Raw genomic sequence first — 22,636 nt, forward strand, 5'->3', positions numbered from 1 at the left:
ATGGAAGTGAGCAGCTCGATACGCGATACCTTTATCCATTTAATTAACGATATTTTTCCGAGCCTCACAACTGAGGACCCGCTCTACAATGTACTCGCGCTGAGTGGCATTTTAATTATCTCGGCGTTTATTTACATAATTGCGCGTCTTCTCATTCGCCCTCAAATTGCCAATTGGGTCTATAAATCAAATAACCGCTGGGACAATGCACTTCAAGAGCATGGTTTCTTTAGACGCTTAATGCATCTTTTCCCAGCATTATTTATCTACATCGCCACTCCAGTGCTCATTGAAGATGTAGCCGTCATGCATGGCATGGTGATTAAAAGTGCACAACTATATATGTTGTATAGTGGGCTGCTAGCTCTGTATGCGCTATTAAGTACTGTCGAGGATGTTTATAACGCCTCAGCCCTATCTAGAAGAGCGCCAATAACGGGCTTTATTCAAGTCACTAAGCTGGCGTTTGCGATTGTGGCTATTTTACTGAGTATTTCACTGATAGTAGACAGGAGCCCGTTACTCATTGTATCGGGGTTAACCGCACTTGCTGCAGTACTTCTACTTATTTTTAGAGATACTATCTTAGGTTTTGTCGCGGGTATCCAAATTGCCGCCAACCGCATGTTTAACACCGGTGACTGGATTGCCATGCCTAAGTACGAGGTAGATGGCGAGATTTTAGAAATTGGTCTCACCAATGTAAAAGTCCAAAATTGGGACAACACAATATCTACCCTGCCGACATACAGCTTAACGACAGAAGCAGTTAAGAACTGGCGCGGTATGCAAGAGTCTGGTGGACGTCGAATAAAGCGGGCTATTTACATTGATGTACATTCTATAAAGCTTTGTGATAACGACATGCTGGCGCGTTTTTCAAGTATTCGTTATATCAATGAGTATATAGAGAAGAAGAAAAACGAGTTACGCGCTTATCATCGCGATTATTCCATTGATGAGTCTGACCTACTCAACAGCCGACGACTTACCAATATTGGTACATTTAGGGCGTATCTTGAAGCGTATTTACGCAAACACCCCAACATTAATCAAGAAATGACATTAATGGTTCGCCAACTACCGCCTAACGAATTAGGCCTTCCACTGGAAATCTATTGCTTTAGTGCTGAGAAAGCATGGGTAAAATACGAAAAGGTTCAGGCTGATATTTTTGATCACGTTATGGCAATGCTTGCGCCATTCGACTTACGCGCTTACCAAAGAGACGGCCATTTGTCGTTATTGGCCCAGCGAGAATCGGCGGTACTCTCATCTAAGTCAGAATCACCATCTAAGTCAGAATCACAGCCCCATCAGCAAGCTGACTAAGCCTTCAGTAAGGCACAAAAAAACCGGCTTAGTGTAGCCGGTTTTTTTATTTAACTCTGAAAAGTACTACTATGCAATTGCATATGCCATTAATAAGCAAAGCACTAGGCCTGTAACACCAAAGAAGCCATACTCGATTTTTTCTTGCATGCCTTCAGCACCAGCTTTCGCTGTCATAAAGCCCATAACGATGCTGCTTAGCCCAAGCGTAAAGGCAATTAGCGCAACACCAAACATAATTGCATTAATCCAATCAGCCATTGTGGTAACCCCTTAAAATAATTGGCGGTATTATGCACCAATTAAAATGTTTTGAACATGCTTAACCTCGGTTTAATTACCTACAATAAGATGACTTTCGCTAACCTTTGATCTTGGTCAAAATTACTACTTTATAGATCATTTCACTAAAAAATTAATTAATGCTTGTCTTGCTCGCAACTCAAAAATAGATAAAACATTGTATTTTATACAAAAATCTTTTTGGCAAGGGCATTGCAATACCTTTCCCAACTATTCAAACAATTACGTATAACCATGCACGCATGCGAGCTAACTACACGTGTATGCCAATTGCTTCGTCACTATTGATTAAGGAAATAACAATGTCGAAAAAACTATTACTTTCAGCTGCAGTAGCAAGTGCTTTATTTGGCGGCCAAGCATTGGCACATAATACAAGCTTCCAAAACAATAGTTGTGATATCGAATTAGATGGACACATTCAGTATTACCAAGGCGATCTTACCGTCAAGATGGATAACGGTTCAGTCATGACTATCGACAAATTTCACAACCTAACGGTAAATGGCCGTGATGTAGCGCTTAATAGCGACCAACAAAAATGGGTTGCCGAGTACTATGACAACATCGATATGGCCATTCCAATGACCTTAACAATTGCAAGTGAAGGTTTGGAAATTGCGAATGTTGCTGTGACAGAAGTGTTTTCTGAACTGCTTGGTGGCGATAACGAACTTGATGATGATTTTCAAACCTTGTTCACTAATTTAGAAACAAAGCTTTCAGCCTCGTTTTATGATGATGCTGGTAACATCCGTGTAGACTCGACAAAATTTGACGAGCCAGGCTGGTTTGACGAAAGTTGGGAGCAAGAATTTGAAGCAGAACTTGAATCACTTATTAGCGAATCAATGGGCAGAATTTTGATTGCACTTGGTACGCAAATGCTATGGGAAGGTGGTGACATGGATGAGTTTGAACAAAGAATGGAGACGTGGGGCGAAGACCTTGAGTTCAGACTGGAGTCTCAAGCTGCGGCGTTGGAAGAAAAAGGCAACGCACTGTGCGAAGTGCTTAAAAAAGCAGACTATGCAGAAAGCCAAATGCAGGCATCTATCTCAGGGCTAGACGATCTCAACTTACTTGATTTAGATAGCCATGGCGAAATGAAAATGTAATTGCCTGAAAATCCCAAAAAGAATACTGCGCCGAGCTTAGAGCTCGGCGTTTTGGTATAAAATAGCGATTCCTGTCACGCTGGTTAAGTGTTTCGTCTTCATAGCCCTTGCCTGTTTTAAAATCCTAAGTAATCATCTTAGTTTCATACACACTTCAATAAAGAAAACACCATGCAGCAAAAACTCGTAATTAGTGGATATGGCTGGCTCGCAGGTTATCTTGGTGACGCGCTTAAACAGCATATGCCTATTGTAGGGACAACAAGAAGCAGTGAAAAACGCACTGCGCTTTCTCAACAAGGAATAAATGCTGTTCAGTTTGCGTTAGGCGATGATACAGCCGAACTTTGTACTCACTTATCAAATGCCACGTTCGTCATTAATATTCCCCCAGGAAGACGCAACACTGACTTAGGCGCCTTTACTGAGAAGATGTGTGCACTTATCGATGATGCCATCGCATCAAACGTTGCACATATCGTTTTTATCAGTACAACATCCGTTTATGGTGACAGCACTGATAACATACTAGACGAGACTGCCCCACTATCCCCTGAGACGGCATCGGCGAAAGCACATGTGGCTATAGAGCAATATTTGTCAGAGCAAGTAGGTTTACCAAGCAGCAGGACTAAGCTCACTTGTGTTCGTCTTGCGGGTCTTGTAGGGCCAGACCGTCACCCTGCAAAATCACTCAGTGGGCGTACAGTGAGTATGGGCAACAAACGCGTTAACTTAGTACATGTTACCGATGTAGTCGCCGCTCTCACCAAAATTATAACATTGCCATCAGATAAAAGGCTTTATCATTTGTGTAGCGCTAATCACCCTAAACGTGGTGAGTATTACACCAGAGCAGCTACAGCATTCGCTATCCCGGAACCTGTCTTTAGCGACACTAACTCTCCCGCTTGCGGCAAAGTAATAGATGCTTCAGCTAGCTGGGCGTCGCTGGGTATTACGCCTTCATTTAATGACCCGTATACAATGTTCTAAAGAAAACGCCCTCTCAAATGCAATAAAAAAGGCGACTCACTGAGTCGCCTTTCTTCACGTTTATGTTAAGTGCTACAACATTAGCCAAAGAAGCTAAAGGAGAAGTACTTCACTGCTACCGTGTTAACGAAGATAACCAGCAGAATAAGTGGTATAAATGTTTTCAAAGAGATATCTACGTACTTTTCGAACCAGCTACCTTTGAAGCCATTGCTTCCTTCTTCCAACGACTTGTTGAAATTAGCACTCTTCCAGCGGTGAATAACGAAAATACAAATGAGTAAGCCGTTAAGTGGCAAAATCGTTTCGTAGAACACATCGAAGATCACATCAAAAAGGGATTTGTCTACGCCCGCGTAGTGCATAAAGGTAGTCAAAAACTCAACCTTGCCAAAAGACAATGCACTGAGGATCGCTAGTACTATCATGATGCTTCCCAGTGAAGCCAATGCCCACTTTCGGCTTACCCCTTTCTCGTCCATCAGTGCAGCTACCGGTACTTCAAAAATTGAAACTAACGAGGTAATTGCCGCAAAGAACACTAACAAGAAGAACAAGCTGGCAACCACCGACGCACCTGTATAACCAATTGACTCTTGTAAGGCCAAGAAGATACTAGGCAAGTACGTAAATATCATGCCTACTGATGACTCACTCAATTCATCAGGATTAATTTCTGGATTAAATGAAAAGATAGCAGGCAAAATCATTAAGCCAGCGGTAAACGCTACAGCAGTATCGGTTAACGCGACAAGTTTTGCAGAGTTTGGTACATCAGCTCGCTTGTCAATGTAACTACCGTAGGTGATCAAAATCCCCATACCCAGCGATAACGAGAAAAAGGCCTGAGATAAGGCACCGTTAATCACTGAAGCAGTAAGCTTTGAGAAGTCTGGAATAATATAAAACTCTACACCTGCCATGGCATTGTCACGAGTCAATACGAATACCACAAGACCCAGAAGCATAACAAAAAGCGCAGGCATCAGTAGCTTTGCAGCCTTTTCAATACCCTCTTTTACGCCACCTTGAAGAATAAGGTATACCACCCCTACCACAACGGCCATGTAAGCGAATATCGACGGTGAATTAATAAATAACCCAAAGGTGTCTGGGTTTGCCAATTTATCTAAGTTTCCGCTTACCGCTTCAAATAAATAACCGAAAATCCATACCGTGATAACCATGTAAAACACGGCGATCATAAATGGCGTAGCAATGGCTAACCAGCCGGCGAGCTTCCATTTAGGGCTGTTGTTACTAATTGCACTATAAGCGCCTAATGGGTCTTTCTTGGCATGACGGCCCACTGACATTTCAGCCAACATGACCGGCAAACAAATGGCAAATACGAAAATAGCGTACATTAATAAAAATGCACCACCGCCGTTTTTGGCAGCGCCAACGGGGAATCCAACCAAATTACCAATACCCACTGCAGAACCTGCAGCAGCTAAAATAAACCCTATGCGCGATCCGAACTGTTCTCTGGCCCCGCTCATATCCCTTCCTCTTGTTGAGTTATTGTTATTTATTATCGGGATGGCGTTATATGTGGTGACTCACTTGTGGCGTCAACGCGTTGTATTGCAACCGGTTAAGGCGTATCAATACGCTGCACCATTCCCAAAAACAGCATGGTAACAGCAGTGAAATAAAAAGTCTTGATGTTGAATACACAGAAATCTGGTCTGACCGTATCACCAGGTTACCACTTGACCATCCCAGTCAATGAAATGACAGGTTTGCTCACGATTAAGTGACGACAAATGTGAAAGAAGTTGCTTGGCTGTGAAGTCAGGTGTGAACAACTTTTTCGCCGCCACATTTTTTTGAAAAGGCTTAGAAAGCGACGTATCAACTGTGCCTGGGTGATAGCAAACGAGAAGCGCATGTTTAAGCCTGCGTTGATATTCAACTGACGCCGTTTTAACAAACATATTAAGCGCCGCCTTTGAGGCGCGATAACCATACCAGCCTCCCAACCCGTTATCGGAAATACTTCCCACCCGCGCACTTAAACAGACTAAGGTTGCATCGTTTTTATCCATAACGTTGACCAAGTGCTTTATCCATAGCGAAGGAATGATGGTATTTACCGCGAAGTATGTTTCAAGTGCGTCTTCACGCACATCTTCTAAGCGTTTTTCAGGGTGTATGTTTTTATTCTCATCGTGAAGAAAACCAGTGGTTATTATCACCGTATTTAACACGACATCGTCTTCTCTAAGCTGTTCAATAAACGATGCAATGTGTTTATCGTCTTGTTCGGCTAATTGAACATACGTTATGTTTGAAGCACTACTATCGGTAGAGACACTGCCACGAGTCACCGCTATGACATCGTCACCTCGCGAAGCACATTGATGAATAAGTGCCGATGCAATTCCACCAGAAGCACCGACTATAAGTGTTTTAGTTGTCATTACTCTCTCCGGGAACACAGCGATCGCAGGTTCGTTTTTTACCTGTTAGCCAGTATGAAATCGTGTAGCGATGCTTTGCGAAAATGTTGTATACGCCGTCTGCGATAATGCGTATACCGGGCCAGCGAAGCGGAGCATATAGCCAGCCCATTCCCACCGCTTTCCAAGCCAGATGGGTGACATCTAGGCCTGTTATTACAATACCATCGTCGGTCATCCCGTGGATGCGCGCGTTTAGTGCTTGCCAATCAAGCGAAGGGTAACGAGAAGCAAAATCAGGAGCCTGAATGTCAACCAGTGTAAGCCGGTTGTGCTTATCTCGCTTTTTCAGATGCCTCATTTCTGCCATACATAATGGGCAATAGCTGTCGTAGAAAATAATCACGAAACCACCTTTGAATTATTTACACTTAGCGCTCTTACAAAACACTTTGTTGAGCTATTGTTATTCACGTTTTACTTAGTTGGTCTGACGACCGTGCTACTTGGGATACCGATTCCCCAGCATGTAAACTCGCAGGGTTGATTTTTTATAATTAATTATTCGTTTATACGCTAAAAAAACAGGCTTGGATGACTTGAGTTGTAAGGCTCTCGCACCCACACTAGAGCAAGTTGATTTTTATTGAGGTTTTATTATGGCTAACAAGCAAGTTGCAACGCTCGCAGGCGGCTGCTTTTGGTGTATTGAGTCGGCTTTCAACACCGTAGAAGGTGTTGATAAAGCGATATCTGGGTACGCTGGCGGAGAAAAAGCAGATCCAACCTATGAAGAAGTCTGCAAAGGTGATACCGGCCATGCAGAAGTGGTACAAATAAATTTTGATGCCGATATTATTTCGTACCGCGAAATACTGGAGATCTTCTTCGCATTACATAACCCTACACAGCTAAATCGACAGGGTAACGATGTGGGTACACAGTATCGCAGTGCTATCTTTTACCACGATGAAGCGCAAAAAGCAGAAGCTGAAAAAATTGTTGCAGAAATTACTGAAGATGCCATTTGGCCAGATCCAGTAGTAACCGAAATTGTCGCAATCAATAATTATTACCCAGCCGAGGAATACCACCAGAGCTATTTTAAAAACAATCCTCAGAACCAATATTGCTCAATGGTTGTTGCGCCTAAACTGGCAAAATTTAAGAAGACATTTGCATCTCGTTTAAGAAGCGACGCTTAATCACATTACTCAACGCAAGTGCGTGCTTAAAGCTGTTCTTCACAAATTAAAAAAGGGTTGTACTAACAACCCTTTTTTTTATCCGACTAATAGGTAAAACTACTCAAACCAACTTGCTTTTAATGTAAGCGGGAATAACAACGGTGCGAGATCTTCGTACCGAGGGGTATCGGCTTCGCAAATGGCGTTTTTCATGTAGTTTTTTTCCCATGGATCGTTAATTATCCATAGCGTTGAATCAACCACAACAAGCCCCTCCATTGACGCATTATCCATGAGATACTCACCGCACGCTTCGCCGCCATTAACTTTAAACGTTATGGGGATCCGCTTTGTGGCTTTTTGTTTTGTACTGTCAATTACCCAAAGTTCATTATCATTGCGTGCAGCCGCGAGCAAAAATACGTCACCGCTTTGTGTGGTGTGAAGCGCAAGTCCGTTTATAGGATGATTTCCCGAAGTAAAAACGGGAAGGCGTAACTGGGGATCTGACACACTGGCAAAATCGCTTGAAGACCAAAAGTCATCGCCAATATTAAGTGTAAAGATTCTAGGTTGACCCGCTTTATCTTTTTCTAGGCCAATATAAAGCGTACCGTCGCTATCCATGGTTAACCCCTCAATGCCATCATTGGGGAAGTTACCTACCTCAAACTCAATAGGAAACTGAAGCGGGCGTACATCGCTCATTTCAACGCTGCCGTTGTCTTTTTGCGTTAGTTTAACCAAAAGTGTTGGATAATCTGTCGAGCCAGTAGCCTCGTACTTAGATTCGCAGCGCGGGCTTAAGGCACCTGTGCGCGTAGCGTCTTCTGTTACGGTATAAATAATCTTGGGGTCGCGAGGATCTACGGCTAACGCTTCTAAATCGGGTTGTGAGCTTAAGTACGTGTAGAAGCAACTGCGTCTGACCGCATTAGAAAATGAAAATGTGGCACTTGAATGCGTAAGCGTAGCGCTAGCAGGGTCAATCGTATGTAACTTCAACTGCTGTGTAACATCAGCACTGGCATCAGCAATAGTGATAAGTTGCCCGCCTACTTCCACCAAACCGGATGTTTGAGGATCAAACATGACCTTTCCACTACTGTCTTTGATCCATTGACCCACTGAGACCTCAGTAAGATCGGTCTTTTGAGGAGCAATAACAACGTCCTTAGGTTCACTGCAGGCAGAGATTGCCAACACCACACAAGCAGTAAACATCGAGTTTCTTAACATGCTAAAAGATTCCTTTTTGAAACATTCTGCTTCTAAATTGTAAGGGAGTATATCCAGCATACCGTTTATAGACAAAAAAGAGTAAGGTAAAGGTTTGTAAATGTGTACTTAGAGGGTTTAGTCATTTCTACGCAGCAACTTCCACTTGTCATTGCAGGGCCTATTGTACGAAAAGTAACAGAAAACTCATGCTACATATGGGTTTGTACTTCTATCGCAGACGCACCAAATTTGTCCTTAACCCACGATAAAACGACAATAAACGGGCAAGCACAAGTCGAAAGTATTCAAGTTGGTAAGCACGCGTATATTCATTTGCTGCATTTTAAAAGCAACACCCACTTTGAGGATCGTAAGCGTATAGGCTATGCCTTACAATTTAACGATTCATCAGAGCAGGCACGATGGAACAACGAACAAGAAGCATTACTTTACAACAATCAAACTGTGCTGAGCTTTCATTACACACAAACTCCCCAAACCATTCTTCATGGCTCGTGTAGAAAACCGCATTTTCACGGTGATGACGCCCTTACACAAGTCGATGTATTGCACGAAACGGCATTTTCAAAGCAAACTCTCTGCCCAGATTTATTGCTAATGACTGGCGATCAAATATATGCAGATGATGTTGCCGGTCCCATGCTTAAAGCGATTCACCACACTATTGAACAACTTGGTCTGTTTCATGAATCTCTTGAGGGAGCGGTGGTAAGCAACACAGATGAACTCGCAACGCATCCACACGGATTCTATGAACGCGAACAGCTTCTTCCGCAGATTGCCACCAATACCGCGTTGTCGTCGCTATTTTTCGGAGCTAAGAAAAAACCTGTTTTCACCTCGGTTAATGCGCAAAACCACCTTATTGGCAGTGCTGAAATTATAGCAATGTACTTGCTGGTCTGGTCTGATGCGCTTTGGCCAAATATCACTATAGATTCGGACCATGTAGGCGAAAAATATGGTGCTTCATTCGATAAAGAAAAGCATGCCATTGAAGGGTTCGTCAACGCTTTACCTAAAGTAAGGCGTGCGCTGGCCCATATCCCTACCTATATGATTTTTGACGATCATGATGTTACCGACGACTGGAACCTAACGCGGGGCTGGGAACAAGAGGTTTATGGAAACCCACTTTCTAAGCGAATGATTGGTAACGCATTAATTGGCTATTTGCTATGCCAGGGTTGGGGTAATGCACCAGAAAAAGTATCGCCGCTAATTAAAAGCGCAATGGAGAAAATGCGAGGTAACGGCATTGAAAAGCACGATGATTTCATTGACGAATTACTCGAATTCGACGAATGGCACTACCGGTTAGACACCACCCCGCCGATTGAAGTTTTAGATACAAGAACACAACGCTGGCGGTCAGAGTCTAGTATGAATAAGCCTTCTGGACTTATGGACTGGGAAGCCCTCTGTGACTTTCAACACTCTATCATAGGTAAAGAAGCCGTAATTGTCGTATCAGCAGCTCCCATTTACGGCGTAAAAGTCATAGAGGCGATTCAAAAAGTATTCACTTTTTTTGGCAAAGCGCTAACGGTAGATGCCGAGAACTGGATGGCACACAAAGGTACGGCCAATGTCATACTCAACATTTTTAGGCACTATAAAACTCCTCCTGAATTCATCATATTGTCAGGTGACGTGCATTACTCGTTTGTTTACGATGTTCGCCTACGCTTTAGACGCAATAGCCCGCACATCACACAATTTACCTGTAGTGGCTTAAAGAACGCTTTCCCCGATGGGCTAATAAAATGGTTAGATCGCTTGAATCGCATTTTATATCGCACTAAATCTCCGTTAAACCTTTTCACCAAGCGACGAAATATGTCAGTTAAGCCCCGCCACCCCAGTATGGGATACGGGGAACTTTTCAACGGTTCTGCACTTGGTGTATTAAAAATTTCACACAAAAGCACACAAGTAGAATGCAAGGCTTTGTTGTCCAACGGTAAAGAGGTAGAATTCCCGCCAATTGAAAATGATTAGTTCAAAAGAGGTATCTAATGAGTGATAGCGCCCTGTCCATCGGATTGTTTTATGGTTCAACAACCTGTTACACAGAAATGGCGGCGGAAAAGATCCAAGCGCAGCTCAATAGTCTCTTTGATGATGATATTGTGGTGCTACACAATATCAAAGACGTTAGCTTGTCACGCGTAGCAGAATACGACATTGTCATTTTTGGCATTTCTACTTGGGATTTCGGGGAACTTCAGGAAGACTGGGAATCTCATTGGGACGAAGCTCATCAGCTTGATTTGCAAGGTAAAACCGTTGCCTTGTTTGGTCTTGGCGATCAACTTGGCTACGGTGAGTGGTTTCAAGATGCACTCGGCATGCTGCACGACGCCATAGCTCCATCAGGATGTAAAATCATCGGTTTCTGGCCTAATGAAGGCTATGAGTTTACTGCTTCTAAAGCCCTTACCGATGATAAATCACAATTTGTTGGGTTATCGCTTGATGACGAAAACCAATACGATAAAAGTGAAGCGCGCATAGAAGCATGGTGTGAGCAATTACTTGGCGAGATGGCGTAAGACGCCACAGCTATCACCTGCTTTGTGAACATGGAATCTAAAGGTCGAATCCATCAACAATTCTATCGCAATGGTCCAAGCCATCGCGATGGTGCTGATGTTTCGTTTCAGGACATAAGAAAGCTTTTTAACTTTGCAACGATCACAGTGGGTCGCTGGGTTACCGCAGAAGAGCAACAGATCGCAGCGAATTTGTTTTTTGACGCATTGTACGATCTCGTGGCGATCTTGAATGTTAACGAACAAGTGCTATCGCTTAATGGCTCATTATCTTTGGCATTTGGTAGCGGTGGTCAAAAGCATTCAAGTGCACACTACAACAGCACCAAACGACAACTTGCACTTGCGAAAAATGCAGGCGCCGGCGCCCTCGCCCATGAGTGGTTTCACGCATTTGACCACTATATTGCTCCGCGTATGTTTGATGGTGTTGCACCCGGGTCGTTTGCCACACAAGCATGGCTAGATAATGCCCCCATGCACTCACATCCATTGAATCAAAAATTGAGCGATTGCTTCTCGTTGTTGTTCCTAAATGATCAAAAGAGGCCCAATGAGTACTTTGTGCGATCCGTAGAGGCTGATCGCGCGTTAAAAATGTATTATTATGCTATGCCTCAGGAGATGGCTGCCCGTGCGTTTGAAGCGTGTATTCAGGATCACGAAATCAAAAACGCGTTTTTAGTGCAAGGCACAAAAAAATCAACGGAAGCTAGACTTGGCATTTATCCTCATGGTAACTTGCGTACATCACTCAATCAGGCATTGATGTTGTATTTTTACCAATTAGGTGTCGCCATTTCACATAAACAGACCTAGTTTGTTGTTTTTTTACTGTGAAACTGAGTATTTTTCCAGCAACAAGTGTTAATGAGCACACTGTTTTTATACAAAAGTCTGTATATTTTTGTAACAAGCAGTATACTAAAGCGCTCGAACGTAACAGAAGAAAGAAGACGAGATGAAAAGAAAGAAGCATACCTCGGCTGAAGACGAGGCTCAGATTGATATGACCCCCATGTTGGACATCGTGTTCATCATGTTGATTTTCTTCATCGTAACGACGTCGTTCGTGAAAGAGAAAGGTTTAGATGTAAACCGTCCTGAAGATAATCAAGCGAAAAATGACAAGCCTTCAAAAGCGCTTTCTATTCGTATTGATGCTGATGGCACTATCATGATGGGTGGTCGTGAAGTTGATATTCGTCGTGTTGTAGCAAACACGCAAACATACCTTGCAGAGAACAACACTGATTCAGCTGCTATCCAGGCTCACGAAGACAGCGAGCACGGTACAGTAGTAGAAGTAATGAACCAGGTTAAAATTGCAGGTATCGAGAAAGTATCTGTATTGGTTAAAAAGAGCTAAAACGCTTTTATAATCAATAAAAAGCCGCCTTCGGGCGGCTTTTTTCGTATATGGACTTATACCAAAGTATCTCTTGTGCTATCGAATGAATTTTGTTCAGATCGTAGTATTCGGTGAGTCTGGAAATCCATGTTGAAAATCGGTTCCAGGCTGTTTAGTCACTGGAGCCAATAAATGAGAATAAAACTAGCCAATAATCAGGCCGCTGCTGTACAGCTGGCCATCGCAACTGCACTATTCACTCAGTGCGTCGACGCTTCGCCTATCGAACTCAGTGACGCATTCAAATACAACGCCCTCATTTTTAATGATTTCGAAGGTGAGCGTTCTGATGTCGAAGGAAAGCTAGCGGTAGGTGGTGACCTCACGGTCGAGCACTTCGATGTGGGTTTGCTATTAACGCCGGATCTGTCTTCCAGTTCACTTTATGTAGGGGGCGATCTCACATACACCCACGGTCAAGTTCACGGTGGTCAAGTAACTGTATCAGGCATGATTACTGCTGAAAATGTGTCTTTTGATGGTGCACTAAATAGTGGCGGATCAACCTCTGTTACTTACGGCAACATCGAGTCAGGCGGTATTTTTAGTAAAGGAGATGCATCGTTAAACAGTGCAGGTATTAATCAAGGCGATATCCATGCCGAAGGTTCTGTTAGCATTACTTATGCTGGACTTGGCGATGGTGAAGTTATTTACGGCAATGATGTCTCAGTGGTCAGTGGCAACGCTGGGCGCGGCGCGACGAAAGATCCGGCAAATCGCGTAACCGTCGACAATATTGACTTTCAGTCGTTGCAAGATGAAGTAACCGCTCAGTCGAACGCGTTTGCAAATATGAACGTGAATGGCACAACAACACTTAAATGCGGTGCTAATGCGTGTTCTGACAGTGCTACTGACACTATTGATACGATCGTTTTTTCTGGCACCGACGACGTTAACGTGTATTCAATTGATACGGATTGGTTTAGCGCAGGTGATAAAGGTATTGTTTTTGATTTCTCAACCACAAGCTACAACATTATTAACGTGTACGGCAAAGAAGTAGAACTGTTCAACACTGGTTTCTTCAATACTGCATTCACTACAGAAAATGAGTATTTTCGCGAGAATGGTCAGTATCGAGACAATGACAATAACATTGACCAACGTCACGATGGCCTATACACCAACAACATTCTCTTTAACTTTGTTGATGCTGACAGCTTAGCCTTACACTCGGTTGGTGTTAAAGGTAGTGTATTGGCCCCCTATGCTGAATTGAGCTTTTACAACGGCCATGTAGACGGTAACGTTATTGCAAGTAGCTTGGTTACGCCAGAGGTGACCTTGTACAACGACAAAGGCGAACCATACCTTGCGCCAACAGGCCAAATCAATAACTATCGCTTTGGTGCAATTAACGTCAGTGAGCCAGCGTCTATTGCGTTGCTATTTGGTGCCGCGTGCTTTATGTATACGAGAAGAAAAAAGCAATAAGCGTGAAGCAAATTACTATAAAACGCGGAGTTGATTAACGAAAACTCCGCGTTTTTTGTTTGTATCGCAGCATATCGCTACAGTGCGAAGCCGCTGCGTCGCGGTGATGACAAGATTAATTCGTCGCTGGTAACACCGGTGCCCTTGCCCTGTCGCCATCTTATCTGAATGCCAGCTTCAAAAGCCTGATACTCCACAGCAAATGCTTTGCCTATGTAACCCGCTACTATCCATTTGTCGGTTATTCGGTATTGCCCTTCAGCCATAATATTACCGCTTAACCCTGTGGTGCGATCGTAGTCTAGTCTTGCTAATGCATCGTCAGGATCATCAAAAAAGTCACTCAGAGGAAAGCGCAGTTCATTTTGCTGCTTCACTCTTGAAAGCGCTAACGCACTACGCAACTTTAACTGCCAATTAAGGGTTTCCAATGTGAGTAGTTCTGAATAGCCACCCACGCTAACGAAATAATCCGGACTAAAATAGCCGCCATTACCATAAGTAAACCCACTTAAATTCTTATCATAGCTGTTGTAACTCACGAAAGGACCCACGCGCCAGTAGTCTAAGTAGGAAGAAACATCCTCTGCCACATCGTAGCTAATATCAAAGCGCAGTGAGAACGCGTTATTATCGTCAACCCGATCACCTTTAAGCGTACTTAACTGAGCAGTAGTCGCCGCTGACCACTTAGGTGCAACGACATAAGCAGCCAATAGCCGAGCGCCCTCTTCTATAACATATCCCCATGGCTGTTGATGATTACTATTAAACGTACCGGTTTGACTTAATAAGCTATCTTCTTTTGCTTGCCTGAACAGCGTTGCCGCCACCGTCGTATCGGTAAAAAAGCCGGTAACCGAAAGCTGCCCGGTTACCTCGGCATCAACAGGTTGTGAAAACATGCCGTACTCTAGGTTAGCGTAAAAATTAAATGCGTTAGCTTGATACAGCACCTCACCGCGAACACCTGTATCCTCAAAGCCTGATATGCCTTCAAAAGGTGCAGACACTGCATCGTCTAACTGGCCACCTGCGAACCAATCTCCTTGCGACGGTGTTCCACTGTAAAATTGCTTATAGTCGAAGGTGACTTGCCACAACCACTTATCATAGGTACTGCCTATGCCTATGTATTGACTAACTACATCAAAATTCCCCAAACCATCTTGTCCGCTGCGCTGGCGCACATTTACACCATATAGCGTGGTAAAAGCATCTTTAGTTTGGGCGGTAGTTACGCGTTCGTCTTCATTCAAATACGCGTACAAAAATTGTTTTCTGGGCCAAGCGTTTTGTACAGTTTGTTGTTGAAGCTGCTTTTTTATTTGAGGATATTTTAACGCTAAGCGCCCAAGGGTAGCGCTATCGTCACGATTTAAGGTTACCAGTTCATTGGCAATAACTTCATTTTGGGGAGTGTTAGAAAGCACTTCTTCAAACGCACTTGTTGCAGCGGCTACATCACCGCGTTCTTTTGATGCCCAACCAAGCAGCGCGCGCTCTTCAAGTGTCAATACTCTGATTTTTTCTAACTGCAACGCGGCATCAATGCTTTTGCTATACGCTTGCGCTTCATAGAAACGAACTTGTCTTTCAGCCAGAGCGTCGGCACATCGACGTAAGAATGTTTCTGAATTAATACTACACGCTAGTGAAAAAGCCTCGTCTACTTTGTTGCTCGCAACGAAGGTAACGTACTGGCCTTCGTTATCGCCTATTAGCGCGAAAAGCATGGCCGCCAACTCGAACTGCTGCGCATCGTAATAGTTCCATGCTTTTCCTTGTAACAGTTGCGCCACGTAACCGCCGCTATCGTTATTGAGATACTGCCGCAGTTTTTCAAAGTCATTTAACGACAATGCTTGCTGTACTTTAACGCCTTTAACGCCATTTAGTCCTTGCTCAACCGACTGTTTTTGGCTTTCGAGAGTCGCAATGCCTTTCGCCTGCTCAAATTGCTGTTGCGCGACATCAAGCATGTTTTTATCAAGCGCGGTCCACCCTATCAACAGATAAAAATCAGTGCGATTCATCGCATTACTGAGTGTTGCAAGCTGCTTCACTTTTGTCGTGCTCGCAGCCGCCCGCGCTTTTGGTGTTAGCGCAGCGAATGCTTCTAGTGGTGCTTCAGGCTTTGGCTGAACTTCTTTTGCAGGCTTTTCTACCTGTGAGGGAACAGACTGCGCGTTTTGGTTAGTTTTTCCATTAATGCGCTCCAAAGCAGTTATTACTTCATCGGGTATTTCCCAACGAGGATATTCCGCTTTTAGTCGATAAAACTCTTCATTTGCAAGACGTATTTGTTTTTCATTTATGTGGTACCACAACCCTGTTGTATCTGGTTGCTGAGACGCTAAAGGCGCAATATTGAGCTCTTTTTCTTGATACGTTGTACTGGTCTGAGCCAATACATCAACACTCATTAGTAACGCAGTCGCTACACTGATATACAAAACATTGTTCAAATTACTCACGACGGATTATCCATAACAGCCAACATAGACAGCAATGTTAAACTTGCTGAGTAATAGTCTGTGGTGCGATTTATTTCAGGCCAATCTACCTCTGTACCTCGTGTTAGGTGAGATACAGCAGTTTCTACAGCACGCATCCCCAGCGTCATCTCATAATCTGCTACTTTTTCTGTAAGTAAATTCACGGTAGCCGGTGTTTTTGGCTGCTCCCACCACGCATTAAATGGTTCAAACAACGTGGCATGCTGCTCAATAGTGCTTGAACCACTCCACGCTAAATGCAGCGGTATACGTACGGCATTGAAGCCATATTCAGCAGAAATGACCTTATCTAATGACAGCCTCACTTCTTCACGGTGATTGTTGTCTATGCGGTTGCCAATGTGGTTGCCAATGCTGTTTTCGACCCTGACCCAATCACTGGGTAGCCCATATTGAGAAAATTGCGATTTCGCGAGCAGTGCCAAGCCACTCGTATAAAGCTGATTCCACTTTTCGGGTTGATTGGCGTGCTGTGCAATGTCCTTTAGTGCAGGAAAAATCCAGTACGACAAGTTAACTTGGACACTGCTATCATCCTCAAAACCGACTTCACCAGGAAGTAGCAGTGTTAGCTGCTCAGTATCTTTGATAAGCGTTGATTCGACTTTATCAATGATAGCTGTTGCCGCAAAAGCATAATCTTCGTCGCCCCATTTATCAGCAGCGCGAAGTAATGCCCAAGCAATTAAAATTTCGCCATCAGATGCGTTGTTAATGTCGTCAATACACGCGCGATCATGAGTTGGACAGGGTCGATAGCGCCAACTAAACAGTTTATCTTCTCGCTGCAACACACGCTGCGACCACTGCCATAGCGCATCAAAGGTATCTTTATCATTAGCACCTACAGCAAACAGCATGGCGTAGCCTTGCCCTTCACTGTGCGACACATTGCCATTACCCGTATCTAGAACGCGCCCGTCATCAATAAACAGCGCTTTATATGCTGCAAAATACTTTACGAAAGTCAGGTCTTGTTGTGTAGAGCACGAGGCTAGTAGCACAACTAACGCTACTACTAACCCGTGAAATATACGCTTTACCATGCGTCTTGCACTTGTTTGTTTCTGCGCTTAAGCAACGTATACATAACGAAGCTTACAATTAGGACAAGAGCGATAAAACCTATCAGCCAATACCATGGATTATTCGACAACCACAAACGTAGATGCAACCAGCTATCATCAGCTTCACCTACTTCAAATTTGTCACTGACCTGCATTACTAGTGCGGGTGATAAATTATCTTTCCATGCAAAGAAATCACCTGCCAATTGGCCCCACATCGACAAGCTCACTAGGTCTTGAATACGCTGATGTAGTATTTCAGGTGTTTGTGCCGCGACAATAAATAGTGTCTCTCGCTGGGTCGCAGTAGGATGCTGTTGAGCCGTTAAAATCGCCTGCTGCCCTAAGTCACTTTCTTGTACGGTGTGGCCATCAACTCGCATCTCTTTAAAAGACAAGTCTTCACTTAACGTACGTACATGATTGTACAAGTTGTTTTGCAAGCGGTAAGACCAACGCTTGCTGGCTTCAATTGCAGTATTAAATTCCGATTGTTCAACTTGCGTAAGGGTTTGTGGTGTTCCCAATACAATAAGCGAACCCTCTGTATCCAAATTATTTCCTATTTTAATTTGTAAGTTCAACAGTGGCGCTCGCGCTACCTGTGCAAGTTTAGCCGCCAAGGTTAACGCACTGTCTAGAAATGCTTCACTTGGCGCATTAATGGTAGCGATAGGTGCTGATTTAAACCGTGCAAAAGGATAAGCCGCCTCAGAAAGTAACGCTAAGTCCGGCTGAACTGCCACATGACCTGCCGAAGGCAAATCAATACCCGAAGAATTATCTAGTTGAAACACCAAATGTGATCCTGGAATATCATCGCAGGGCACACCAGCAAGCGGAGCGCGAGAGGTAATATCAAAATCGATATTGTTTGTACCACCTTTAAAATAACGCGCAGGTATCGACAGCTGATAATCTCGATAAGATTGCCCGTTCGTGTTGGTTAACGAAAGACCGTGTACCAATTCGTCATTTACGCTTACGTTCATAATTGAACCTGGGCCAAAGCCAGCGCCGTAGGCAAAATCCAATAGTAACTTCACACTAGCATTTTCGGGCACATAGAAATCAGCCGGCAACCTAAATGACACGCGCTTATTAAAGTCATTTTCATTTCTAAACTGCGCAGTCGATATGCCAAAATCTTCAAACGTATAGTGCTGACCGGGCGCCAATATTCTATGACGCTGAACATTACCAGCGTCCATCTCTGATTGCGAAAGTACGGTCACTTGGCTAATTGGATTCAACGCATCATCCATTACCGCTAAGGCTTTTGCGGCTTGGTGAACTTCTTCCTCTGTCGTTCCACTGACAATAAGTCGATAACTCGCAGGCACGATAACCTTATCGTTGGCAATGACCGCGGGGGTGCGCTGTGCACGTAAAAATGCACCATCAATCTCGTTAGTGAGTTCATCTGTCAATACAGCAGAGAGTTCGGCGGCAGTCCCCACTAACACATGCACTGGCTGCTTTGGTTTTGACGTTAGGTACCATGCACTGCGTTCAAAACGTTGCACGTTGTCTTGTTGCCAATAGTCGCCTTGCGTATTGTCAATTTCAGGTAACACATAGCTTGCGTCAAACACATTGTGAGACACTGACAAAGGTTGATATTGATTGCGCAATGCTAACGCTTGGGCCACAAGCGGTAACGTTGTTTGTTGTATTTCAAGAGAAGGCGCTTTTGCCGTGTAAAGCGAAACTGCACGCTGGCCACCTATACCTGGGTTGAAAAAGCCACTCAGTTCATCAAGCGTGAATTCGCTTTCATTTATCGATGTCGTCAGTTTAAGCGTAGAGTTGTAGATATTGATCTCACTCCACAATTCAGGTGCGTTACCGTTTACACATTGTTCTGCATAATGCTGACTAACGGCGAACGTAAGGGTATTAAAACCAGGGCGCCACAAGGTTTTGGGGATCGTCATTTCAGACACCAGCGAGGGGCGATCTGGATCAAAGGCAATTTGACCAATGGTGGCATTATTGAAGCGAACATAAAGTTGAGAGCGTTTTTTGATTAACGCTTGCGAGCTGACGACTTCAAGTCGAAGTAACGCATTGTCGACATCGGTTACGGCACTTAGCGGGATAGCAATATCGACATTATCCGATTTTCCCTGCAAACGGAGCGTACTGTCACCACCAAAGAAATCGGTTAATCGAAATGTTTCCGTTTGCGCACAAAGCGAGAAAGACATCAATAAACACGCACATAATGTAAGGTATTTTTTTATCATTATTTTTCCTTTGCCGGTTTGATATAAAGTCCAATTCTTCCGGCAACTTTTCCCATTAAAACAAGCACGTGAAGAAAGACAGGCTTTATGCCTACCTTAAGCACATGCTTTACACCGTACCAATACGATATCGCTCGAGTTCGCCTGCGTTGAAATGACATCCAGCGCAAGCTATCGCAAAGCGCAAATGATACCACCTCGTTTATTTGCGTATCGGTTTCAGGCGCAAACCGTACACGCAAAATTTTTGATTCACTGTCATAGTGCAAAACGTCAATTGGAATATGTACATTCTTATTTTGCGCATGACTCCATGATGTAAATATAGCTTGCTTGGGTACAAGCGCACCCTCTCCTTTCAAGCGTAATCGGGCACCACCTAACGATAAGTCAATAAGATCGCCAACCCATGCTTCATCGCTTCCCGTTTTAATGACAACGCTATTGGTAGCAGGCAAGCGCGCTTGAGCACGCACTTGTTTGCGCTCTAGAAGTACACTCATTACTGATAGCAACAACAGCAAATTAAAGCTATTCCATAGCATTACTACTACTGTCAGCTCGCGAGTAAGTGGCTCGGTAATAAACTTGTACACACCTGCAAATAAGGCAAAAGTAATAATCAGTATTAGCCAATAAAACACATTAGAGAGTGGTGAAACAAAGGTATGGTCGAGGCTCTCTCCTTTTGGTGTAACCACAAAAGAAGGCGCTCTTGGCTTGAGAAACACTTTAACCAACGCATTTAACGTAAATGCACACTGCAAAATTTCATACAATTCTGACACCAGAGGCCAGCGCGTTCGCCCAAACAACATCGTTGAGATAGTGTAAGTGGCAATAACATGCGGCACGGTAAATGCGAGAATTTCGAGCATAGAGGCGTGATAAACCTGTAAATCAAACACCAAGTAAGCCAATGGCATAAGGAGAAAAATGATGCGTGCAAAAGGAAAAAGCCAAAACATGATTGAACTCATGTAGCCTACTCGCTGATACCACTTTAACCCTTGCGCTTTATAGGGCTTTTTAAGTAGCAGGATCTGGGTCATACCTTGCGCCCAGCGCATACGCTGCTGAATGAATGCATCGAAGGTTTCAGGTGCTAAACCACTTACCATTGGTCTGTCTACATACACGGACTCATAGCCCATTTTATGCAAATCTAACGCTGTTTCTGCATCTTCGGTAATTGATTCTCCGGATATTCCACCCACTAAATCTAGATGCGCGCGACGCATAAGCGCAGCAGAACCACAGAAAAAAGAACTACCCCAGTAATCGAGCCCTTTTTGGATGGTGCCATAGAACATGTCGTTTTCTGAAGGCATTCGCGTAAACGCAGAAAAGTAGTTTCGTTCAACCGGGTCAGGGTTTGCCATAAAGTGAGGAGTTTGCACTAAGAACACTTTCTCGTTCTTCAGCATCCATGGCACGGTCCTATCCAAAAAGTCAGACGTGGGGACATGATCAGCATCTAAAATAACAATCAATTCACCTTGGGTGTTTTTAATTGCGCTATTTACGTTACCGGCTTTAGCAAACTCATTTTTTGCCCGAGTGTGATAGGTAATCTCTAAGCGTTTACAAAGTGCCTGCAAGTCCGACCGTCGCTGCTTGGCCGTTTGCGCTGCTATGGGATTATCAGCGTTGATTTTCTGATCGGTACCACCATCATCTAGCAAGTGAATAAACAACTTGTCTTTAGGATAATCGAGCATTTTTGCAGCCCGAATTGTCACTTCCAGAATGTCTTCATCTTCATTGTAACTTGGGATCATGACATCTACCGTAGGCAATGTCGCTTTATCCATTCCTTCTAAAGTCAACAAGGGGCGACTGAGCGGGAAGGCGTTCACGATTGCGCCTAGTATCGAGGTGATCCCCGCGTAGATTTCTGCCGCAAACAGCAACCAAACCGCAATCAACGACAATACATCGGAATATTTGAGCGTATAAATGCCGCGCCAAAGCAAATAACGGATACTAAGCGCAACCGCTAGGACTAGTGCCAGTGTACGAAAAAAGTGTTGGTGTTTCTGTGCGTGATTCGCCTCTTTGCTGCAAAGCGAAATGACAATAAGAATGGTGACAGAAGAGAAAAGTTGCCCAAGAGCATCAATGGGCGCAAGCAGAAGCAGCCCTAATAAAAGCGCTGCAACCCAAAATAATACAAAAAACTGTGTCGTATAGTGAGGTCTATGAGTTTGCCAATTGTCCAAGTTCACGTTCCAGTACGTTTATATGCGTTACATTCGCATAGTTCGCCCTGTTAATTAACGTGATCTTGCCATCAGACATATCAACTTCGTGGTTGCTCATATAGAACATTCTAGAAATCGCATCCCTTTGTTTCTTATTGCTTTTACTTGCTACTAACCAAGCAGGATAAGTCACAAAGCCAAACACTGATAACGCGAATAAACCGTAGAAAAGTGCTGGTGACATTGTTGGCGCCACATACAGGGAAAATAAAAACATAGCCATACTTGCTACAGTAAATATACCAGTAATTTTACGTAAGCGTATAACTTTAATAAGATTATTTTCCGCATCCAGCAACATTTTAAGACGTCGCTTCCACAGTGTTTCAGTTTCGAGCGTTGTGCGCGCTTCCACCAGTAGCGGCTTTTCTTCGCCTGCGAAGGTGTCAGTAAAGTGGTGAGCAGCATCAATAACGTTTTCGGCACTCTCGCCGTACGACGTAACAACACGCTTATGTTCAAGCGCTTTAACGTCACCAAATTGTTGCGAATTATCGAATAATTTCACTACGCACACTCCTCTCATCACTACATACCGAGTCTACTTC

19 protein-coding genes are annotated in these 22,636 nt (G+C 43.8%); 9 read left to right on the forward strand and 10 right to left on the reverse strand.

Annotated features, from left to right (window positions below):
• Complete coding sequence (locus JN178_RS16645) at positions 1–1,332, forward strand: mechanosensitive ion channel family protein (protein ID WP_202262503.1); 1,332 nt, start codon at positions 1–3, stop codon at positions 1,330–1,332.
• Between the two features lie 69 nt (positions 1,333–1,401).
• On the opposite strand, the gene JN178_RS16650 is transcribed toward JN178_RS16645, so the two are convergent.
• The gene (locus JN178_RS16650; RefSeq protein ID WP_159627831.1) at positions 1,402–1,593 is read right to left on the reverse strand and encodes a hypothetical protein; all 192 of its coding nucleotides are present in this window, start codon (positions 1,591–1,593) and stop codon (positions 1,402–1,404) included.
• 344 nt (positions 1,594–1,937) lie between these two features.
• Between JN178_RS16650 and JN178_RS16655 the strand changes: the two genes are divergently transcribed.
• On the forward strand, positions 1,938–2,753 hold the full coding sequence (locus JN178_RS16655) for a DUF2884 family protein (RefSeq protein ID WP_202262504.1): 816 nt from the start codon (positions 1,938–1,940) through the stop codon (positions 2,751–2,753).
• A 171-nt stretch (positions 2,754–2,924) separates the two neighbouring features.
• Positions 2,925–3,749 (forward strand): NAD-dependent epimerase/dehydratase family protein, encoded by an 825-nt coding sequence (locus tag JN178_RS16660; protein ID WP_202262505.1) that lies wholly within the window; start codon positions 2,925–2,927, stop codon positions 3,747–3,749.
• Between the two features lie 80 nt (positions 3,750–3,829).
• Here JN178_RS16660 and JN178_RS16665 read toward each other — a convergent pair whose 3' ends face one another.
• The 3 genes from JN178_RS16665 to JN178_RS16675 all read right to left on the reverse strand — a co-directional run bounded on the left by JN178_RS16665 (position 3,830) and on the right by JN178_RS16675 (position 6,560).
• Complete coding sequence (locus tag JN178_RS16665) at positions 3,830–5,251, reverse strand: sodium-dependent transporter (protein WP_159627825.1); 1,422 nt, start codon at positions 5,249–5,251, stop codon at positions 3,830–3,832.
• Between the two features lie 198 nt (positions 5,252–5,449).
• Positions 5,450–6,175 carry an SDR family NAD(P)-dependent oxidoreductase gene (locus JN178_RS16670; protein ID WP_202262506.1) on the reverse strand — a complete coding sequence of 242 codons (726 nt, stop codon included), beginning with the start codon at positions 6,173–6,175 and terminating at the stop codon, positions 5,450–5,452.
• Positions 6,165–6,560: a thiol-disulfide oxidoreductase DCC family protein gene (locus JN178_RS16675; RefSeq protein ID WP_202262507.1), complete on the reverse strand. Its 396-nt coding sequence runs from the start codon at positions 6,558–6,560 to the stop codon at positions 6,165–6,167. The genes JN178_RS16670 and JN178_RS16675 overlap by 11 nt, the downstream gene beginning before the upstream one ends.
• 253 nt (positions 6,561–6,813) lie before the next feature.
• Here JN178_RS16675 and msrA point away from each other — a divergent pair, with 253 nt between their 5' ends.
• Positions 6,814–7,359, forward strand: coding sequence for a peptide-methionine (S)-S-oxide reductase MsrA (gene msrA, locus JN178_RS16680; RefSeq protein WP_202262508.1), 546 nt, complete (start codon positions 6,814–6,816; stop codon positions 7,357–7,359).
• 99 nt (positions 7,360–7,458) lie between these two features.
• Here the strand turns inward: msrA and JN178_RS16685 are convergent, their stop codons facing one another.
• Entirely contained in the window at positions 7,459–8,580 is a 1,122-nt protein-coding gene (locus tag JN178_RS16685) for a hypothetical protein (RefSeq protein WP_202262509.1), read from the reverse strand.
• A 102-nt stretch (positions 8,581–8,682) separates the two neighbouring features.
• Here JN178_RS16685 and JN178_RS16690 point away from each other — a divergent pair, with 102 nt between their 5' ends.
• From JN178_RS16690 to JN178_RS16710, 5 genes are all read left to right on the forward strand, one after another.
• Positions 8,683–10,584, forward strand: a complete 1,902-nt coding sequence (locus JN178_RS16690) for an alkaline phosphatase family protein (RefSeq protein ID WP_232369602.1) — start codon at positions 8,683–8,685, stop codon at positions 10,582–10,584.
• Between the two features lie 17 nt (positions 10,585–10,601).
• On the forward strand, positions 10,602–11,138 hold the full coding sequence (fldB, locus tag JN178_RS16695) for a flavodoxin FldB (protein WP_202262510.1): 537 nt from the start codon (positions 10,602–10,604) through the stop codon (positions 11,136–11,138).
• Between the two features lie 30 nt (positions 11,139–11,168).
• Entirely contained in the window at positions 11,169–11,957 is a 789-nt protein-coding gene (locus JN178_RS16700; RefSeq protein ID WP_202262511.1) for a CLCA_X family protein, read from the forward strand.
• Between the two features lie 142 nt (positions 11,958–12,099).
• Complete coding sequence (locus JN178_RS16705; protein ID WP_159627811.1) at positions 12,100–12,507, forward strand: ExbD/TolR family protein; 408 nt, start codon at positions 12,100–12,102, stop codon at positions 12,505–12,507.
• A gap of 174 nt (positions 12,508–12,681) precedes the next feature.
• Positions 12,682–13,989, forward strand: a complete 1,308-nt coding sequence (locus JN178_RS16710; RefSeq protein WP_202262512.1) for a choice-of-anchor A family protein — start codon at positions 12,682–12,684, stop codon at positions 13,987–13,989.
• Positions 13,990–14,066: 77 nt separating this feature from the next.
• Here the strand turns inward: JN178_RS16710 and JN178_RS16715 are convergent, their stop codons facing one another.
• Genes JN178_RS16715 through JN178_RS16735 form a run of 5 tightly spaced genes read right to left on the reverse strand, consistent with a single transcriptional unit; the run spans position 14,067 to position 22,596 of the window.
• The gene (locus tag JN178_RS16715; protein WP_232369603.1) at positions 14,067–16,466 is read right to left on the reverse strand and encodes a cellulose synthase subunit BcsC-related outer membrane protein; all 2,400 of its coding nucleotides are present in this window, start codon (positions 16,464–16,466) and stop codon (positions 14,067–14,069) included.
• Positions 16,463–17,554, reverse strand: a complete 1,092-nt coding sequence (locus JN178_RS16720) for a glycosyl hydrolase family 8 (RefSeq protein WP_202262513.1) — start codon at positions 17,552–17,554, stop codon at positions 16,463–16,465. Before JN178_RS16720 ends, JN178_RS16715 begins: the two co-directional genes overlap by 4 nt.
• On the reverse strand, positions 17,548–19,824 hold the full coding sequence (locus JN178_RS16725; RefSeq protein WP_202262514.1) for a cellulose biosynthesis cyclic di-GMP-binding regulatory protein BcsB: 2,277 nt from the start codon (positions 19,822–19,824) through the stop codon (positions 17,548–17,550). Before JN178_RS16725 ends, JN178_RS16720 begins: the two co-directional genes overlap by 7 nt.
• Positions 19,824–22,046, reverse strand: coding sequence for a UDP-forming cellulose synthase catalytic subunit (gene bcsA / locus JN178_RS16730; protein WP_202262515.1), 2,223 nt, complete (start codon positions 22,044–22,046; stop codon positions 19,824–19,826). Before bcsA ends, JN178_RS16725 begins: the two co-directional genes overlap by 1 nt.
• A complete protein-coding gene (locus JN178_RS16735) occupies positions 22,024–22,596 on the reverse strand; it encodes a hypothetical protein (protein WP_202262516.1) in 573 nt (190 codons plus the stop codon). The genes bcsA and JN178_RS16735 overlap by 23 nt, the downstream gene beginning before the upstream one ends.
• Positions 22,597–22,636 lie beyond the last annotated feature (40 nt).

The organism is Alteromonas sp. KC3 (genome assembly GCF_016756315.1).
GTDB lineage: Bacteria > Pseudomonadota > Gammaproteobacteria > Enterobacterales > Alteromonadaceae > Alteromonas.